Annotated in this window: 18 protein-coding genes, 1 tRNA gene and 1 pseudogene; 7 read left to right on the forward strand and 13 right to left on the reverse strand. The window is 70.9% G+C overall.

What is annotated here, in order from left to right:
- Positions 1 to 129: 129 nt before the first annotated feature.
- Positions 130 to 741 (reverse strand): pentapeptide repeat-containing protein, encoded by a 612-nt coding sequence (locus tag CLV43_RS12330; RefSeq protein ID WP_245886342.1) that lies wholly within the window; start codon positions 739 to 741, stop codon positions 130 to 132.
- A gap of 194 nt (positions 742 to 935) precedes the next feature.
- Here CLV43_RS12330 and CLV43_RS12335 point away from each other — a divergent pair, with 194 nt between their 5' ends.
- Positions 936 to 1925, forward strand: a complete 990-nt coding sequence (locus tag CLV43_RS12335; RefSeq protein WP_106187232.1) for a malate dehydrogenase — start codon at positions 936 to 938, stop codon at positions 1923 to 1925.
- Between the two features lie 43 nt (positions 1926 to 1968).
- On the opposite strand, the gene CLV43_RS12340 is transcribed toward CLV43_RS12335, so the two are convergent.
- A complete protein-coding gene (locus CLV43_RS12340; RefSeq protein WP_211304335.1) occupies positions 1969 to 2550 on the reverse strand; it encodes a TetR family transcriptional regulator in 582 nt (193 codons plus the stop codon).
- A gap of 62 nt (positions 2551 to 2612) precedes the next feature.
- Between CLV43_RS12340 and CLV43_RS49215 the strand changes: the two genes are divergently transcribed.
- Together CLV43_RS49215 and CLV43_RS12350 are read left to right on the forward strand one after the other, a co-directional pair.
- Positions 2613 to 3557 (forward strand): hypothetical protein, encoded by a 945-nt coding sequence (locus tag CLV43_RS49215; protein ID WP_106187563.1) that lies wholly within the window; start codon positions 2613 to 2615, stop codon positions 3555 to 3557.
- Positions 3558 to 3595: 38 nt separating this feature from the next.
- On the forward strand, positions 3596 to 4408 hold the full coding sequence (locus tag CLV43_RS12350) for an inositol monophosphatase family protein (RefSeq protein ID WP_245886345.1): 813 nt from the start codon (positions 3596 to 3598) through the stop codon (positions 4406 to 4408).
- 44 nt (positions 4409 to 4452) lie between these two features.
- On the opposite strand, the gene CLV43_RS12355 is transcribed toward CLV43_RS12350, so the two are convergent.
- The 6 genes from CLV43_RS12355 to CLV43_RS12380 form a co-directional block, all read right to left on the reverse strand.
- On the reverse strand, positions 4453 to 4644 hold the full coding sequence (locus tag CLV43_RS12355; protein WP_106187233.1) for a DUF1918 domain-containing protein: 192 nt from the start codon (positions 4642 to 4644) through the stop codon (positions 4453 to 4455).
- 72 nt (positions 4645 to 4716) lie between these two features.
- A complete protein-coding gene (locus CLV43_RS12360) occupies positions 4717 to 5115 on the reverse strand; it encodes a bacteriophage spanin2 family protein (protein ID WP_106187234.1) in 399 nt (132 codons plus the stop codon).
- Between the two features lie 19 nt (positions 5116 to 5134).
- Positions 5135 to 6139, reverse strand: coding sequence for an ABC transporter ATP-binding protein (locus CLV43_RS12365; protein WP_106187235.1), 1005 nt, complete (start codon positions 6137 to 6139; stop codon positions 5135 to 5137).
- Complete coding sequence (locus CLV43_RS12370; RefSeq protein ID WP_106187236.1) at positions 6136 to 6933, reverse strand: ABC transporter permease; 798 nt, start codon at positions 6931 to 6933, stop codon at positions 6136 to 6138. The genes CLV43_RS12365 and CLV43_RS12370 overlap by 4 nt, the downstream gene beginning before the upstream one ends.
- Positions 6926 to 7648, reverse strand: a complete 723-nt coding sequence (locus CLV43_RS12375; RefSeq protein WP_106187237.1) for an ABC transporter permease — start codon at positions 7646 to 7648, stop codon at positions 6926 to 6928. The genes CLV43_RS12370 and CLV43_RS12375 overlap by 8 nt, the downstream gene beginning before the upstream one ends.
- A 742-nt stretch (positions 7649 to 8390) precedes the next feature.
- Entirely contained in the window at positions 8391 to 8699 is a 309-nt protein-coding gene (locus CLV43_RS12380) for an ArsR/SmtB family transcription factor (protein WP_245886349.1), read from the reverse strand.
- 85 nt (positions 8700 to 8784) lie between these two features.
- Between CLV43_RS12380 and CLV43_RS12385 the strand changes: the two genes are divergently transcribed.
- Positions 8785 to 9951 (forward strand): MFS transporter, encoded by a 1167-nt coding sequence (locus CLV43_RS12385; RefSeq protein ID WP_106187239.1) that lies wholly within the window; start codon positions 8785 to 8787, stop codon positions 9949 to 9951.
- Here the strand turns inward: CLV43_RS12385 and CLV43_RS12390 are convergent.
- From CLV43_RS12390 to CLV43_RS12405, 4 genes are all read right to left on the reverse strand, one after another.
- Positions 9940 to 11346, reverse strand: a complete 1407-nt coding sequence (locus CLV43_RS12390) for a serine/threonine-protein kinase (RefSeq protein ID WP_106187240.1) — start codon at positions 11344 to 11346, stop codon at positions 9940 to 9942. The two genes, CLV43_RS12385 and CLV43_RS12390, sit on opposite strands and share 12 nt — an antisense overlap.
- A gap of 9 nt (positions 11347 to 11355) precedes the next feature.
- Positions 11356 to 11925, reverse strand: a complete 570-nt coding sequence (locus CLV43_RS12395) for an HhH-GPD-type base excision DNA repair protein (RefSeq protein ID WP_106187241.1) — start codon at positions 11923 to 11925, stop codon at positions 11356 to 11358.
- A 117-nt stretch (positions 11926 to 12042) separates the two neighbouring features.
- Positions 12043 to 12372 (reverse strand): DUF6188 family protein, encoded by a 330-nt coding sequence (locus tag CLV43_RS12400; protein WP_146174746.1) that lies wholly within the window; start codon positions 12370 to 12372, stop codon positions 12043 to 12045.
- Positions 12373 to 12451: 79 nt separating this feature from the next.
- On the reverse strand, positions 12452 to 12871 hold the full coding sequence (locus tag CLV43_RS12405) for a hypothetical protein (protein WP_106187243.1): 420 nt from the start codon (positions 12869 to 12871) through the stop codon (positions 12452 to 12454).
- A gap of 212 nt (positions 12872 to 13083) precedes the next feature.
- Here CLV43_RS12405 and CLV43_RS12410 point away from each other — a divergent pair, with 212 nt between their 5' ends.
- Complete coding sequence (locus CLV43_RS12410) at positions 13084 to 13773, forward strand: DUF2625 family protein (RefSeq protein WP_170155815.1); 690 nt, start codon at positions 13084 to 13086, stop codon at positions 13771 to 13773.
- Here CLV43_RS12410 and CLV43_RS12415 read toward each other — a convergent pair.
- Positions 13749 to 14879, reverse strand: a complete 1131-nt coding sequence (locus CLV43_RS12415) for a J domain-containing protein (RefSeq protein ID WP_245886350.1) — start codon at positions 14877 to 14879, stop codon at positions 13749 to 13751. The genes CLV43_RS12410 and CLV43_RS12415 overlap by 25 nt on opposite strands.
- Before the next feature lie 167 nt (positions 14880 to 15046).
- On the opposite strand from CLV43_RS12415, the gene CLV43_RS12420 reads away from it, so the two are divergent.
- Together CLV43_RS12420 and CLV43_RS12425 are read left to right on the forward strand one after the other, a co-directional pair.
- Positions 15047 to 15120 (forward strand) — tRNA-Ala (locus tag CLV43_RS12420).
- 3 nt (positions 15121 to 15123) lie between these two features.
- Positions 15124 to 15197, forward strand: a pseudogene (locus tag CLV43_RS12425).
- The last annotated feature ends 147 nt before the right edge of the window (positions 15198 to 15344 follow it).

The raw sequence follows: 15344 nt of genomic DNA on the forward strand, positions 1-15344 counted from the left end.
GCCCCCGATAAACAGCGCCCTCCTGATTGATCTTGGTTTGTCAAGACAGCCCTATCGTCTTGACAAACCAAGATCAATCATTGGAACAATCGCGCGCCGGGGGCAGGGCTTCGCTCCTCCCCCCACCCCCTACTCCCCACCCATCTCCTCAACCACCAACCCATGCGCCGCCGCAAAAGCCACCGCCATGGCCAGATCCACCCTCGCCCCAGCCACCTTCGCCTGCACCCACCCGTTCGCGTCCACCCGCGCCCCCCTCAAATCCGCCCCACCCAGATCCGCCCCCAACAGCCGCGCCCCCACCAGATCCGTCCCCCGCAAATCCACATCCCTCAAATCCGCGTCGCTGAGGTTCGCCTCCCGCATCCTCAGCCCCCGCAGATCCGTCTTCCGCAGGTTCACCCCCGCCAGCGACGCCAACGTGAGATCCGTCTCCTGGAAGGCGATCGGCCTCATCACGCAGGCCGTGAACGAAGACCCCAGCAGGCTGCACGAGGAGAAGGTCGACCCCGCCAGCACCGCCCGGTCGAACACGCACGACCGGAACGCCGTCGCCGTGTGCCGCGACTCCCCGAGGTCCGTCCGCGCGAAGGTGCAGTTCGTGAACGTGCACCCCTTGGTCACCAGTCCGCGCATGTCCGCTTCGCTGAAGTCGCAGCGCTCGAACGACCGCCGTTCCCACTTCTCCTGGAACAGGACCGCGTCGGCGTAGTCCTCGCCGAAGATCACCTCGTCGCCCACGCCGACCACCTAACCACCTGAGAGGCTGCTCACCGCACCGGCGGTCGCCATCCGCCTGTTGGTAACCTGCGCGAGTCGGGCGAAAACGCCCGGTGCGCGGTCCCGGTGCAGAGACCGCCGCTGACAGGTCTGTCCTGCCTAGTGGTCGTGCCACCCGAGGACTCCGCCCCCTGGACCGTCATTCGGGAAGGCTCATGACCCGCACGCCCGTGAACGTCACCGTCACCGGTGCGGCCGGCCAGATCGGCTACGCACTGCTGTTCCGCATCGCCTCCGGCCACCTGCTGGGCGCGGACACCCCGGTTCGCCTGCGCCTGCTGGAGATCCCGCAGGCCGTGAAGGCCGCCGAGGGCACCGCCATGGAGCTCGACGACTGCGCGTTCCCGCTGCTGGCCGGCATCGACATCACCGACGACGCGAAGACCGCGTTCGACGGCGTCAACGTCGCCCTCCTCGTCGGTGCCCGCCCGCGCAGCAAGGGCATGGAGCGCGGCGACCTGCTGTCCGCGAACGGCGGCATCTTCAAGCCGCAGGGCGAGGCCATCAACGCCGGTGCCGCCGACGACGTCCGCGTCCTGGTGGTCGGCAACCCGGCCAACACGAACGCCCTCATCGCGCAGCAGCACGCCCCGGACGTCCCGGCGGAGCGCTTCACCGCGATGACCCGCCTCGACCACAACCGGGCGCTCGCGCAGCTGTCGAAGAAGCTCGACGTGTCGGTCACCGACATCAAGAAGCTGACGATCTGGGGCAACCACTCCGCCACCCAGTACCCGGACCTGTTCCACGCCGAGGTGAACGGCACCACCGCCGCCGCGGCCGTGAACGACCAGGAGTGGCTGGAGGGGACGTTCATCCCGACCGTCGCCAAGCGCGGTGCCGCGATCATCGAGGCGCGGGGCCTGTCCTCGGCGGCGTCGGCGGCCAACGCTGCGCTCGACCACGTGCACACGTGGGTCAACGGCACCCCCGAGGGTGACTGGACCTCCGCCGCGGTCGTGTCCGACGGCTCCTACGGCGTGCCGGAGGGCCTGATCTCCTCGTTCCCGGTCACCGCCAAGGGCGGCCGCTACGAGATCGTCCAGGGCCTGGAGATCGACGACTTCTCCCGCGCCCGCATCGACGCCTCGGTCGCCGAGCTCGTCGAGGAGCGCGACGCGGTGAAGGCCCTCGGTCTGATCTGATCCACGCTTTCCCGGAGGGGGGCGGCCCGTGCGGCCGCCCCCCTCAGCGCGTCCGGAGCCCGTCCAGCACCCGGTCGTAGGCCCGTTCGGCCAGGTCGGCGACGGCCGCGCGGATGTCCGCCGGGGTCTCGCCCGCGAGCACCCGGCGGCGGATCTCGTCGTGCAGGGCCCGGTCGACGCCCGCCAGCACGGCGGCCGTGACCCGCGGCATCGGGTCGTCGACCAGCGCCTCCGCCAGGGCTTCCTCGGCGAGCTCGCCGATGTGCCGCAGCCTGGCCTGGAGCGCGGGGCTCGCGTCGACCACCGCCCAGAACCCGGTCGCCGCGTCCGCCAGCGCGAGCGTCGGCTCGTCGCGCCGCAGCTCGGCCAGGAACGCCTCGCGCACTCCGTCGACTCCACCGGCCCGCACGGCCGCCGCCAGCCGGTCGACCACGGCGTCCTGCCGGTCGAAGAACAGGTCCTCCTTGGTGGGGAAGTAGTTGAACACGGTGTTGACCGACACCCGTGCCGCCGCGGCGACCTCGGCCACCGTCACGGCGTCGAAGCCGCGTTCGGCGAACAGGCCCGTCGCGATGTCGCTGAGCGCCGCCCGTGTCGCGGCCTTCTTCTCTTCCCGGAGTCCCACGCCAGGAATCTTAACCCACCTCAAATTTGGTGTGACCCCAAAAATACCCTATGGTCGCCGCCATGACCCTCACCTTCGGCATCTACGCGGGCGGTCGCATCGGCGTGGACGACGGTTCCCCTCCCGAGGACGCGGAGCGGACGCGGACCGCCCTCGACCGGCTGCACGGCGACCGCCCGTTCCTCGTCCGCTGCTACTCGCACTACAGCGACGCCTCACCCGGCCTGGTCCAGGCCCCGCCCCGGCCCGAGCTGCACGTGACCGACCTGCGCCGCCTCGACCTCGTGGTGTGCTTCCGGGAGCCGGGCGACGACCTCACCGGCTGGCTGGAGCACCTCAGGGCGCAGCTGCGGCGGCATGGCACGCGGCTGGCCTCGCTCCAGGTCACCGAGGAGGCGAACCACGCCGGTCCGGGTGGCGACGGCGAGTTCCCCGCGGTGCGCCGCGCGCTGGTCGAGGGCGTCGTGGCCGCCCGGCGCGAGGCGGACGCGCTCGGCCTGGACGTGCGGATCGGCTGCAACTCCACCGCGGTCTTCGACCCCGAGCAGGAGTTCTGGACCGACCTCGGCCGCCGCGGCGGGCCGGGGTTCGTCGACGCCCTGGACTACGTCGGCCTCGACTTCTTCCCCGGCGTGTTCAGCCCGATCCCCGAGGAGCGGTTCGCCGAGACCGTCGCCGGGGTGCTGACGGCGTTCCGCGAGCGGAGCCTCACGGCGGCGGGCATCCCCGCGTCCGTGCCCATGCGGGTCACCGAGCACGGCTGGGGCACGGGCCCCGACCGCTCGGAGGCCCGCCAGGCGGAGGTGCTCGACACCGCCGTCCGGACCGTCGCGGCCGCGGCGCAGTCGCTCAACATCACCGCGTACGAGTACTTCGCGCTCCGCGACGACGACAGCCGCCACCCCGAACCACTGCACCGGCTGGGCCTGCTGAACGACGACTACACGCCCAAGGCCGCCTTCGAGACCTACCGGCGGCTCATCGCCGAGCTCGGGTCGCCGCACTAGCGTGCGTGGGGTCCAGTCCTCGTGAACGGAGACGCCACTTGCGCATCACCTGGCCCGTGCCGGTACCGGAACTGCCCGCCGACGTGCACCCCGCGCTCGCCGCCACCGCCCGTGCCGCCTCGGCGGCCTACGGCGCGGCACGGCTCGCGCACCCACGGCTGGAGCTGCGCGAGGAGGTCGCCGACGGCGCGGACGGCACGCCGACCATGCGCGTGGACGCGCTCGTGGAGGGCGCCATCGCGGAGGCGGCCGCGCGGCACCACGCCAACCTCCTGTCCGAGGAGGCGGGGTTCGTCGACAACGGCTCCGACGTGACCCTGGTGATCGACCCGGTGGACGGGTCGGCGAACGCGGCGCTCGGCGTGCCGCTGTCGTGCTTCGCGGGTGTGGTGGTCGTCGACGGCACGCCGACCGAGGCGCTGACGGTGTGGTTCGACACCGGCCGCTCGTGGTGGGCGCGCGCCGGCGAACCGACGCCCTACCGGACGACGGGTCGCACGGCGCTGGACGGCGCCTCGGTGTGCCTGATGCGGCCCAAGCGGGGCACCGAGGACGCGTGGCACCGCATCGCGAACCGGGCCGACCGGATCCGCGTGCTGTGCACGACGTGCCTGGAGACGGCCCTCGTCGCTGAGGGTTCCGTCGACGCCTTCATCGATCCGGGGTCGGACACCCACCGGATCATGGACCTGGCCGCGGCGCTGGTCACCGTGCCCGCCGCGGGTGGAGTTCTGGTCGACCTGCACGGCAGGCCGTTCACCTTCGACCACGACCTCACGAGGCGCTGGTCCGGCGTCGCTGCCGCCACTCCCCAGCTGGCCGAGGCGTTGATCGAGGCCGCGTTGGCCTGAGGGCCGGGTGCTGTCGCCAAGGCGGGGGAGCCTTGGCGACAGGCTCAGCTCTCCGAACGCGGTTCGACGAGGCAGTCCGGACCCGGGTACACCAGGCCTTCATGCCCGTCCACGAAGCGAATCAGGTACGGGGGAGCACCTTCACGGCCGCGGACCTCGAGGATTTCGCCCAAGCGCTCCTCGACACCCACGACACGACTGTGAACGTGCAGCCTGTCGCCTACTAGTGCCTGCATTGTTATTCGCACCTCCGATGCCACCAGAGTAGGACGCCGGGGCGGAGCGCAACAGGCCACCAAGAGTGGGTTTCAGCTCGCGCAGGCGGAGTTCAGGGCGTTGAGCTTGTCGAGCTTCTGCTGCAACCAGGTCGCCGCGGACGTCGGGTCGAGGTCGCTGAGGGTGACGCTGCTCAGCTGGGTCGACGCGTCGGTGAGCGCCTGCTTCAGCGTCGTGTCACCGGCCTGCTCGGCCAGCTTCGTCATCTCCTCGGCCTTCTTGTGGGCGTCGTCCACGGCGGCCTGCGGGTTGCTCAGGTCCGGCGTGAAACCCATCAGCTTCACCGCGTCGATGCAGAGCTGGACCTTGTTCGCCGCGTTGCCGACCGAGTTCGCCGCGTTCGTCGCCTCGTTGACGGCGTCGCAGCCCGAGGCGGCTCCCGCCAGCCCGAGCGCGAGCACAATGGTGGCCACCGACCGAGAACCGCGCATGGGGACTCCAGTTTCGTCTTCATCGACTGTCGTGCGGAACTCCGACATTACCGACACTCCGGTCGGCGTGGCGCCGCGCGTACAACGTCCTGACAACGTCGTCGATCTCGGGCTCCACCACGGACAGGTCGTGCACCTCCGCGCGGGCGGCCACCGCGGCGATCAGCGCGGCCGCCGTCGTGACGTCCCGGCGGAACGCCAGGTGCTGCCGCCTGCCGCCCAGCTCCGTCCGCACGGACACCACTCCGGGCAGGTCCGCCAGCGGCTCCACGGCGACGTCGAGGTCCACGACCAGGACCCGTTCGGGGCTCACCTCGGCGCTCAGGTCGGCCAGCGGGCCGTCCGCGAGGACGGTCCCGTGGTCGATCACCACGAGCCGCGGGCACAGGCGCTGGATGTCGTCGAGGTCGTGCGTGGTGAGCAGCAACGTGGTGCCGCGCCTGGTGTTCAGCTCGGCCAGGAACTCGCGCAGCCGCTCCTTGGACTCCAGGTCCAGCCCGATCGTGGGCTCGTCCAGCACCAGCAGGTCCGGCGCGTGCAGCAGGGCGGCGGTGACCTCGCCGCGCATCCGCTGCCCGAGCGAGAGCTGCCGCACCGGCGTGGTCAGGAACGGGCCCAGCTCCAGCAGGTCGGCGCACTCCGCGAGCCGCTTGGCGAAGTCCGGTCCGGACACCCGGTAGATCGCCTTGAGCAGCTCGAAGCTGTCGGCCAGCGGCAGGTCCCACCACAGCTGGCTGCGCTGCCCGAACACCACCCCGATCCGCCGGGCCAGCTCCTTGCGCTGCCGCGACGGGTCGACCCCGGACACCCGCACGGTCCCCGACGTGGGCACCAGGATGCCGGTCAGCATCTTGATGGTCGTCGACTTGCCCGCCCCGTTCGGCCCGACGTACCCGACGGCCTCACCGGCCGCCACGTCGAAGCTCACCCCGTCGACCGCGGCCACCGTGCGGTGCGCCCGCCGCAGGAACCCGGCCTTCTCGCTGATCCGGAACTCCCGGCGCAGGTCGCGCACCTCGATCATGACCCAGTCCCCCGGTAGTGCCGCACGGCTGTCTTCCACACCAGCCCGGCCAGCCCCGCGACGAGCACGGCGACCACCGGTCCCACCCACCCCAGCCAGCCCGGACCGCCGAGCGGGTCGGGCTTGTCCAGCAGGGCCAGCGCCGGGTAGTACGCGACGAACGCGCCCGGCACCACGAACGCCATCAGCCTGCGCAGCCAGCCCGAGTACACGCTGATCGGGTACGACGTGAACGTGTTGCTGCCGTACGTCACGGTGTTCGCCAGCTCCTGCCCGTCCACCAGCCAGAAGCACACGGAGCAGGCGACGACCCAGATCCCGCTGAAGATCACCGACCCGGCCACGGGCGTCACGACCAGCAGCCCGACCGACCAGGGCGTCCACACGACGTCGTTGTGCGGCAGCGCGTAGCCCAGCACCACCAGCCCGGTGAACACCCGTCCGATCCGCTTCAGCGGCAGGTCCGACACCATGACCTGCGGCAACGTCCCCAACGGCCGGAGCAGCAGCACGTCGAAGGTGCCCTCGCGGATGTAGGCGGGCAGCGCGTTCAGCTGCCCGGCGAACAGGTCCGACAGCCCGAACGCGGTGCTCGCCAGCGCGTACACCAGCAGCACCTCGTCGACGGAGAACCCGCCGAGCGCGGTGACCCGGTTGAACAGCACCAGGATCACCACCACCTCCCCGCCCTGCGCGACGGCCTGCGCCAGGCAGTCCAGCAGGAACGAGGCCCGGTACGACAGCTGCCCGCGCAGCCGGGCGTGCAGGATCCTCGGGTAGATCGCCTCAGCCACCCTGCACCACGACCTTCCGCACGGCCCGCGCCAGCACGACCTTGCCCACCCCGAACAGCGCCGCCGCCCAGAACACCTGGTGCCCCACGACCAGCCACAGCGACCCGTGGCCGATGAACACGTCGATCGGACTCTGCATGATCGCCGGCATCGGCGTGAACCACAACGCGAACCGCGCCCACTCGGGGAAGAAGTCCAACGGCACGTTCAACCCGCACAGGATCCCGGTCCCCACCCCGTGCAACGCCACCACGCCCCGGTTGTCCAGCAGCCAGAACGTGGACGCGTTGACCAGGAACCGCATCCCGAAGCTCACCAGCACGGCCAGCACCGCGCTCACCACGAACACCGGCCACCGCTCCGGCGCGGGCCACCGGAACGGGAACAGCAGCGCCCCGACCACCACCGGCGGCACCAACCGCGTCACCGCGCAGTACGCCGCCCTCCCCAGGTCCTCGGCCAGCAACGCCGTCTGCAGGTCCCACGGCCGGTACAGGTCCACCACCACGTCACCGCTGCGGATCCGGTTCGCCAACGCCGAATCCCCCCACAACACCACGAACGCCAACAACCCCTGCCCGAGCCACACGTACGTCACCGTGGCCGCCACGTCGTACCCGGCGATCCGCCCACTCGCCGTAGACCCCAACGCCGCCAACAACACGGCCACCCTCAACAACCCGAACACCACGTTCGTCGCCGTACCCGCGACCATCGCCTGCCGGTAAGTCGAATACCTCCGAAACCCAGCCACCACGAGCCGGAGATGACTACTAGCCCACACACGCACGGTGATCCACGCTACGGACCGTGGCAAGCGATTTTCCACCACAACACCAACAACACCAACAACACCGGCCTGCGAAAGCCGCTGGTAAGCAACGCGCCAACCAACGTCCAACCCGCGAAAGCCGCTGGTAAGCAACGCGCCAACCAACGTCCGGCCCGCGCAAGCCGCTGGTACGCAACGAAAAGCACGCAACCGTGGTCGATTTTACTTGGGGTTTTTGGGCCTAAAATTGGTCGGCGGGCAGGCTCTACCACCTGCCCTTTTTCGCCCGACGAGGCCCAAAAAGAGGGGCCCCAAGTCAAATCGACCACACCACCGCGGGTCGTAACCCCCACCCAGCCACGGACCAGGCGAACTCGCTACGCCTCGACATCCACACACAACCCACCGAGCCACCCAGGTACGGGACTCGCTACGCCTCGACAACCACGCACAACCCACCGAGCCACTCAGGTACAGGACTCGCTGCGCATCGGCGGAACCACGCACAAACCCACCGAGCCACCCACGCTCGTGACTCGCTACGCCTCCGAACCACGCACAACCCCACCGAGCCACCCCACGCACGGGACTCGCTACGCCTCGGAACCCCCTGGCAGCCCCAGACCACCGAACCGCCCCACACACGACTCCCCGCGCATCAGCCCCACCCGGCACCCCCCACCCATCACCGCCGCGCCGACAGCACCCCGTCCAACAACCCCGGGTACAGCTTGTCCAAATCCTCCCGCCGCAACGTGCTGATCCGCGACGTCCCCTCCGCCCGCACCCACACCACTCCCGCCTCCCGCAGCGTCCGGATGTGGTGGGTCCGCGTCGACTTGCTGATCGGCAGTTCGATGCACCCGCACGCGATCCCCGTCTCGGACTCCGCCAGTGCCCGCACGATCGTCAGCCGCACCGGGTCGGCCAGCGCCTGGAGGACGGCCTCGATGCGGATCTCGTCGGGCTCGGGGTGCGGGAGGGCGTGGTCCATGTCTCCCATCGTACGATATCCGTCGTAGTTCGATGAAAGTCGTAGTACGGTTGCCGTCGAACCAATGACCGATGCTGGGAGTCCGATGTCCGCGCGCACCTACCTGCTCGCCGCCGGCGCCTTCACCGTGGGCACGAGCGGTTACATCCTGTCCGGCCTGCTGCCCGCGGTGAGCCGGGAGCTGGACGTCTCGCTGTCCACCGCGGGGCAGCTGCTCACCGTCTTCGCGCTGTCCTACGCCGTCGCGGCCCCCGCCCTCGCCGCCCTCACCGGCCGCTGGGACCGGCGCAAGCTGCTGGTCGCGGCGCTGCTCGTCTCGGCACTCGGCAACGTCCTGTCCGCCCTCGCCCCGAACTACCCGCTGCTGCTCGTCGCACGGGTCGTCAGCGCCCTCGGCGCCGCCGCCTACACGCCCGCCGCGACGCTGGTCGCGACCGCGTTGACCACGCCGGAGCACCGGGGCCGCGCGGTCGCCACGGTGTTCGGCGGGCTCACGTTCTCGCTGATCGTCGGGGTCCCGGCGGGCAGCCTGCTCGGCGGGTCGCTCGGCTACCAGGGCGTGTTCGCCGCCGTCGGCGTGGCGTCGCTGGTCGCCGCGGGCGTGGTCCGGCTGGGTGTGCCGCAGGTCGCCGCGCCGCCCGTGGTCAGCCTGCGCGAGCGCTTCGCCGCCGCCGCCGACCGCCGCGTCGTGCCCGTGCTCGCGATGACCGTGCTGGCCTGCCTGGCCGCGTTCAGCGTGTTCACCTACATCTCGCCGCTGCTGGCCGCCACGGCGGGCGTGCACGGCACGGTGATCTCGCTGCTGCTGTTCGCCTACGGCGTCGGCGGCGCGATCGGCAACTCGCTGGGCGGCAGGCTCACCGACCGCTTCGGCAGCCGCCGCCTGCTGTTCGTCGTCTTCGCCGTCTTCACGGCCGTCCTCGTCACGCTGCCGCTGACCGCCACGACCACCGCCACCGCGGGCGTCGCGCTGTTCGTGTGGGGCCTGTTCACCTGGTCGGTCAACCCGCCCATCCAGAACTGGCTGATCGAGCTCGCGCCGACCAACAGCGGCCTGCTGCTGTCCCTCAACGCCTCCGCCATCTACCTCGGCGTCGGCATCTCCGGCCTGTTCGGCGGGCTCGTCATCGACACCGTCGGCATCACGCTGCTCCCGCCCATCGCGGGCGCGCTGGCGCTGGTCGCGTTCGGCCTGCTGGTCCACGCGAACCGCAGGTCGCGCGCGCCGGAGCCCGTGCTGCTAGCCGCCTGAGCCGAACGCGCTGGTCGTCGTCTCGCCGCCCTCGGACGGCGAGGCGAGGCAGTGGAAGTAGTTGCGCTCGTCGTCCTCGAAGCCGATCGCGACGATCTGCCAGGTCGACGTGTCGACGTTCGGCCGGGTGTTCGCCGTCATCGCCTCCTTGGTGCAGATCCCGACGACCTCGGGGGACGCCGCGAGCTCGTCGGGGCCGACCTTGGGGATCTTGCCGGACAGCCAGCCGCCCGCGAACGCCTCCCAGTAGTGCTCCTGCGAGCAGTCGCTGATGCGCCGCGCGGTGGCGGCCTGGCCGCCGATGCTGACGGTCCCGCGGTAGCAGGACGCCTCCTCGACGCAGAACCCCGTCGCGCACGCCTTCAGGTACGGCGGCGGCGCCTTGGTCTCGTCCACCTTCGGCGGGGCGCTCGTGCTGCTGCCCGGACCCGTGGCCGTGGTGGTGCCGCCGTCGCGGGAGAGCGCCCACCACACGCCGCCGCCGACCAGCAGCACCGCGACGACCGCGGCCACGACCGCCACCGCCCGCTTCTTCCTGGCGGGCGGTGGCGGGGCGACGGGCGCGTAGGCGACCGGCTGCGGTGGGGGAGACGTGGGGACCGCGCCGCGCAGCTCGTCGCGCAGCCGGGCCGCCGTCGGCGTCCGCGCCGACACGTCGGGGTGCAGGGCGCGGGCGAGCGCGTTGTGGAAGTCCTCCGGCACACCGGGCACCGGCGGCACCGGGCGGCGCAGCACCTCGCCGAGGTGGTCGAACGACTCGATCGGCCACGGCACCGGCCGCGGCGGCTTGCCCGCCAGCAGGTCGTACAGCGTCGCGGCCAGCGCGTACACGTCACCCGCCACCGTCGGCGCCGCCATCGCGAACGCCTCGGGCGGCGCGTAGCTCGGGCTCAGGGCGTCGCGCGTGACCGTGCTGTCGCCCGCCGCGTCCAGCAGCGCCGCCAACCCGAAGTCCGCCAGCTTCGCCGTGCCGTACCGGTCGACCAGGATGTTCGCGGGCTTGATGTCCCGGTGCAGCACGCCTTCCGCGTGCGCCGCGGCCAGCGCGTCGGCCAGCGCCACCCCCAGCTGCCGCACCTGTTCGGAGGGCAGCGGGCCGTTCTTCTTCAGCACGTCGTGCAACGACCCGCCGGTGCACAGCTCCATCACGATGTACGGCATGCCCTGCGGCGTGATGTTCGCGTCGTGCACCGCCACCACGTTCGGGTGCCCCGACAACCGCGCCGCCGCGTGCGCCTCCCGCAGGAACCGCCGCCGGTCCCGTTCACCGGCCAGCACCCGGTTGTCGATCTTCACCGCGACATCGCGCCCGAGCTGCTCCTGGTGAGCCCGGTAGACGGTCGCGAACCCGCCTTGCCCCAACGGTTGCAGGTTGGTCAGACCCGGAATGTGCACGCGCAGACCTTACGTCTTCCGCGCCGCCGCCTTGGCCGCCTTCTTGAACTCCCTCACCTCACCCAGCGACACGGCGTCCACCACGTCCGCCACACTCCGCCGCGCCCCCACCTCCCCGTAAGCGCCAGCGGCCTCCCTCCACCCCTCCGGCTCCACCCCCATCTGCTTCCCCAGCAACGCCAGGAAGATCTTCGCCTTCTGCTCCCCGAACCCCGGCAACCCCTTCAACCGCCCCAACACCGCCTCCCCGTCCCCCTCCTCCCAGATCTTCCGCACGTCCCCGTCGTACCGCTCCACCACGAACCGCGCCAACTCCAACACCCGCTTCGCCATCGCCCCAGGGAACCGGTGGATCGCCGGCGGCTTCGACGCCACCGCCACGAACACACCCTCATCCGTCTCCGCAACCCGCCCCGGCTCGAAGTACCCAAGCCGCTCCAACAACACCCTCGGCCCCTTGAAGGCCTTCTCCATGGGTATCTGTTGATCGAGCAACATGCCGGTCAGCAGCGCGAACGGATCACTCGCAAGCAACTCATCCGACGCCGGATCCTGCGCCAGGCAGAGGGTTCTGGTCATAGGGGGAGGATCTCACGGGGCTTCGGTGATCTGCCTGGTCGAGGTGGGTACTGGGGCCGCGGGACCAGGGGGTGAGGGGCCTGGCCGGGTGCTGGGTTCGACCGGTTCGTGGACGCGCTAGAGCTCCACGATGCTCCACGACTCGAAGTCGCCTTCGGGCCGGGCGGAGAGGGACCAGCCGTCGGCGAAGCGGAGGGTGAGGGATTCGTCGTCGGTGACGTCGATGGAGGTCACCGTCTTCATGAACAGGCCGAGGACGGGGGAGAGGGTGCCGGGTTCGCCGGGTTTGATCTCGTGGGTGGCGCCGGTGCCGTTGCAGAGCTCGAAGGGGACTTCCACGACGAGCTCGGCGCTGAGTCGTGGGTGCTCGACCAGCGTGAGGCGGACCTGGTGGTCGAACGCCGTCCGCCAGACCTGCGTCCCGACCAACTCGTGATGCGACTGCATGGGTGTAACGCTCCGAACTGACTAGTGGGCCCGTTGGCAATGTAAGGCCGGGGCCACCGCGATTACGAGGCCGGGACGGTTACAGCTCGTCGTCCAGCCACGAGATGTGGGGGCGGTCGCCGTCGGGGGTCTCCCGGCGGGACAGCCCGTAGCTCTCGTTGGGGAACACCGCGAACGGGAGCGGCAGGCGGAGGGCGAGCACCTCCATGCCCGGGTAGAGCGGCCGCGTCTCCTCGACGACGGTGTAGTCGACCTCGACGGGGTCGGGCACGGCCAGTTCCACGAGCTCCTCGGACTCGCTGCGCGCCGCGCGGGTGGGGGTGACGCGGACCGCGCCCGGCCGGGTGGGCTCCCAGTCGAACGCGGTGAACTCGGTGAGCCCCGGCCTCGACCACTCGCACCAGCCGGTGCCGTCGGCCCGGAGGACGAGCTCCTCGTCCTCCATGGCGCTGTGGTAGCCGTATTCGATGCTCCATCGGCCCACCAGGTCGGCGCTCATGGCGCCAAACTACAGAGGTGGCTGATCGACTTGTCGACTCGAGGTCGATCACGATCGGGCGCACAATGCCTGCTCAGAGGCCTGTGAACAGCGTTCGCCCGGAACGTCGCAAACGTTACGTGTTCTTCCCCACGGTTACGTCCGGTAGAAGTTCGGAAGCTCGGACCCCCGGAACGGGTGATTGGAGGCCCGGAGTAGGTGAGAATAGGCGGGTGAGCGCACCACGTCCGGTCGAGGAGCTCGTCGATGTCGACCGTCCCGCATGGCCCTGGGTGCAAGGCCTGATCGCGAAGTCCGAGCTGTCGGTGGAGGTCCTGCCGGTCGGCCCGGAGTCGGCGCAGCGCACGCTGCACCGCCTCCAGGTGACCGCTGGCTCCGCCCTCGGCGCGATCGCCCTGCACACCGGCGGTCTGATCATCGACAACTGGGTCCGCCTGCTCGGTGGCGGCGGGGCACTGCCCGCCCTCGGCGAGTACGAGGAGGTGGGCAAGATGACCGTCGGCTACGACCTGCTCGGCGGTCGTTTCGCACTCAACGGCACCGCCTTGGACGGCCCGCCCGGCGGGCTCTGGTACTGGGCTCCGGACACGCTGGAGTGGGAGAGCATCGACTCGACCTACAGCGGCATGCTGGAGTGGTTCCTCGGCGGCGCGCTGACCAAGTTCTACGCCGACTGCTACTGGCCGGACTGGCGTTCCGAGGCCGTGCGCGCGGCACCGTGGGAGGGCATCACGCTCTTCCCGCCGCCGTTCACCAAGGAGGGCACGAAGGCCGACCAGGTGCGGCGCAAGATCGTCGACATGAGCCTGCTGCTCGACCTCTACGTCGACACCGCGCGCCAGCTCGCGGGCAAGGGCCCGGACGACCTGGTCGCGGTTCAGGCACCCGCCGCGCGGGCCTGAGCGACCACCTGGTCCAGCACGAGGCGCAGGGCGTCCCGGTCGACCGTCGTGGGGTCCTCGGCGAACCACTCGCCGATGTCCTCCACGAACTGGTCGGGGGTCATCGGGACGACCACCTGCCCCTCGGCCTCGTCGGTGGTGATCTCGCCCGCCCGGCTGGGGTAGATCAGCAGCGCGCACCGGACCTCGAAGTCCGGCAACGCCCGCTGGTAGGCCGCCATGCCCTCGGGCAGCATCGTGCCGCCGCCCCGGAACGGGTGGCCGTTGCGCCAGAGCGTGCCGTCGTCGTCCGAGCCGTAGTGGCCGGGCAGCCACGACTTCGACTCGACCAGCACCAGCCGCCGCCCGCACATCACGGCGTGGTCGATGTCGGCGAACACCGACCCCGGCCACGCCAGCCCGTGGAAGATCCGCGCGCCCGGCAGCCTGGTCAGGTAGGCGCGCAGCACCTCCGCGCTGAGCCGTTCGCACAGCCGCTCGTCCGGTTCGCCGTAGACGACGCCGGTGTCGTAGCGGCCCGCGAACACCCGGTCGTCCCGCATCGTCCGCAGGTACTTGCGGACCAGCTTGAACGCCGCCGTCGCGGCCGCGGCCACCAGCGGCAGCCACACGACGAGCAGCAGCAGCGAGAACCCGAGCGTCACCACCGGCAGCAACAGCAGCAGCCACCCGCCGACCGCGGCCAGCGCGGGCGCGTGACCGGGGCCGCTGGTCGGCACGTACCGAACCCGCTGGGTCAGGTCGACGAGGTGCCACCACGGGATGTCGCCGATGTCCACGACCGGTTTCGGCGGCACGAACGACGGGTCGTCGCCGAAGTTCCGCAGCCGCCCCGTGCGCCCGGCCCTGCGCGAACGGGTGGACGTGCCGGTCCGCAGCGCCACCGCGCCCGAGGAGCCCGCGCGGTCGTAGTGGAACCGCAGCACCGGGTCCTGGAGCGTCTCGTACGCCTCCTGCAGCGTCCGGAACCCGTCCCCGCTGCCACCGGCGTCGGGGTGCATGACCTTGGCGAGCGCGCGGTACGCGGACTTGATCTCCCTGGTGGACGCACTGCGCCCGACACCGAGCACCTCGTAGTAGTCGACCGCGCGCACGAAACCGCCCATCGTCAGTGACCCCGCCGCGCAGACCCTATTGTGTGGCACCGAACCCGACCAACGAGGCCACCGGAGTTGATCACCCGGCCCGCTGACGGTCACCCGGTGCTGCCCGCGATTGCTCCGATGGGCTTGATCTGCGGACGCTCCTACTCCCAACCACTAAGCTGGTGGCTGAGTCCGGTAGCGCAGTGGTTGTCGCGTCCCCCTCGCGGGGGGGAGGACGCCGGTTCGAATCCGGCCCGGCTCACGGGGACCTGTAGCGCAGTGGTTGTCGCGCCCTCTGCTACCAGAGGGAGGACGCCGGTTCGAGTCCGGCCTGGTCCGTGTTCGTCGGGGCGATGCCCCCGCAAGCCCACCCGGCGGTCCCCGGCCGGTGGGCCTTCGCCCGTGTGCCCGCCTTCGTCGGCCTCGACAGCGCTGGACCGCGTTCGTGCGCACCACGTCGACCCGATGACGGCCCCGGTTGACGAT

Source organism: Umezawaea tangerina (assembly GCF_003002815.1).
In the GTDB taxonomy this organism is placed as follows: Bacteria; Actinomycetota; Actinomycetes; order Mycobacteriales; family Pseudonocardiaceae; genus Umezawaea; species Umezawaea tangerina.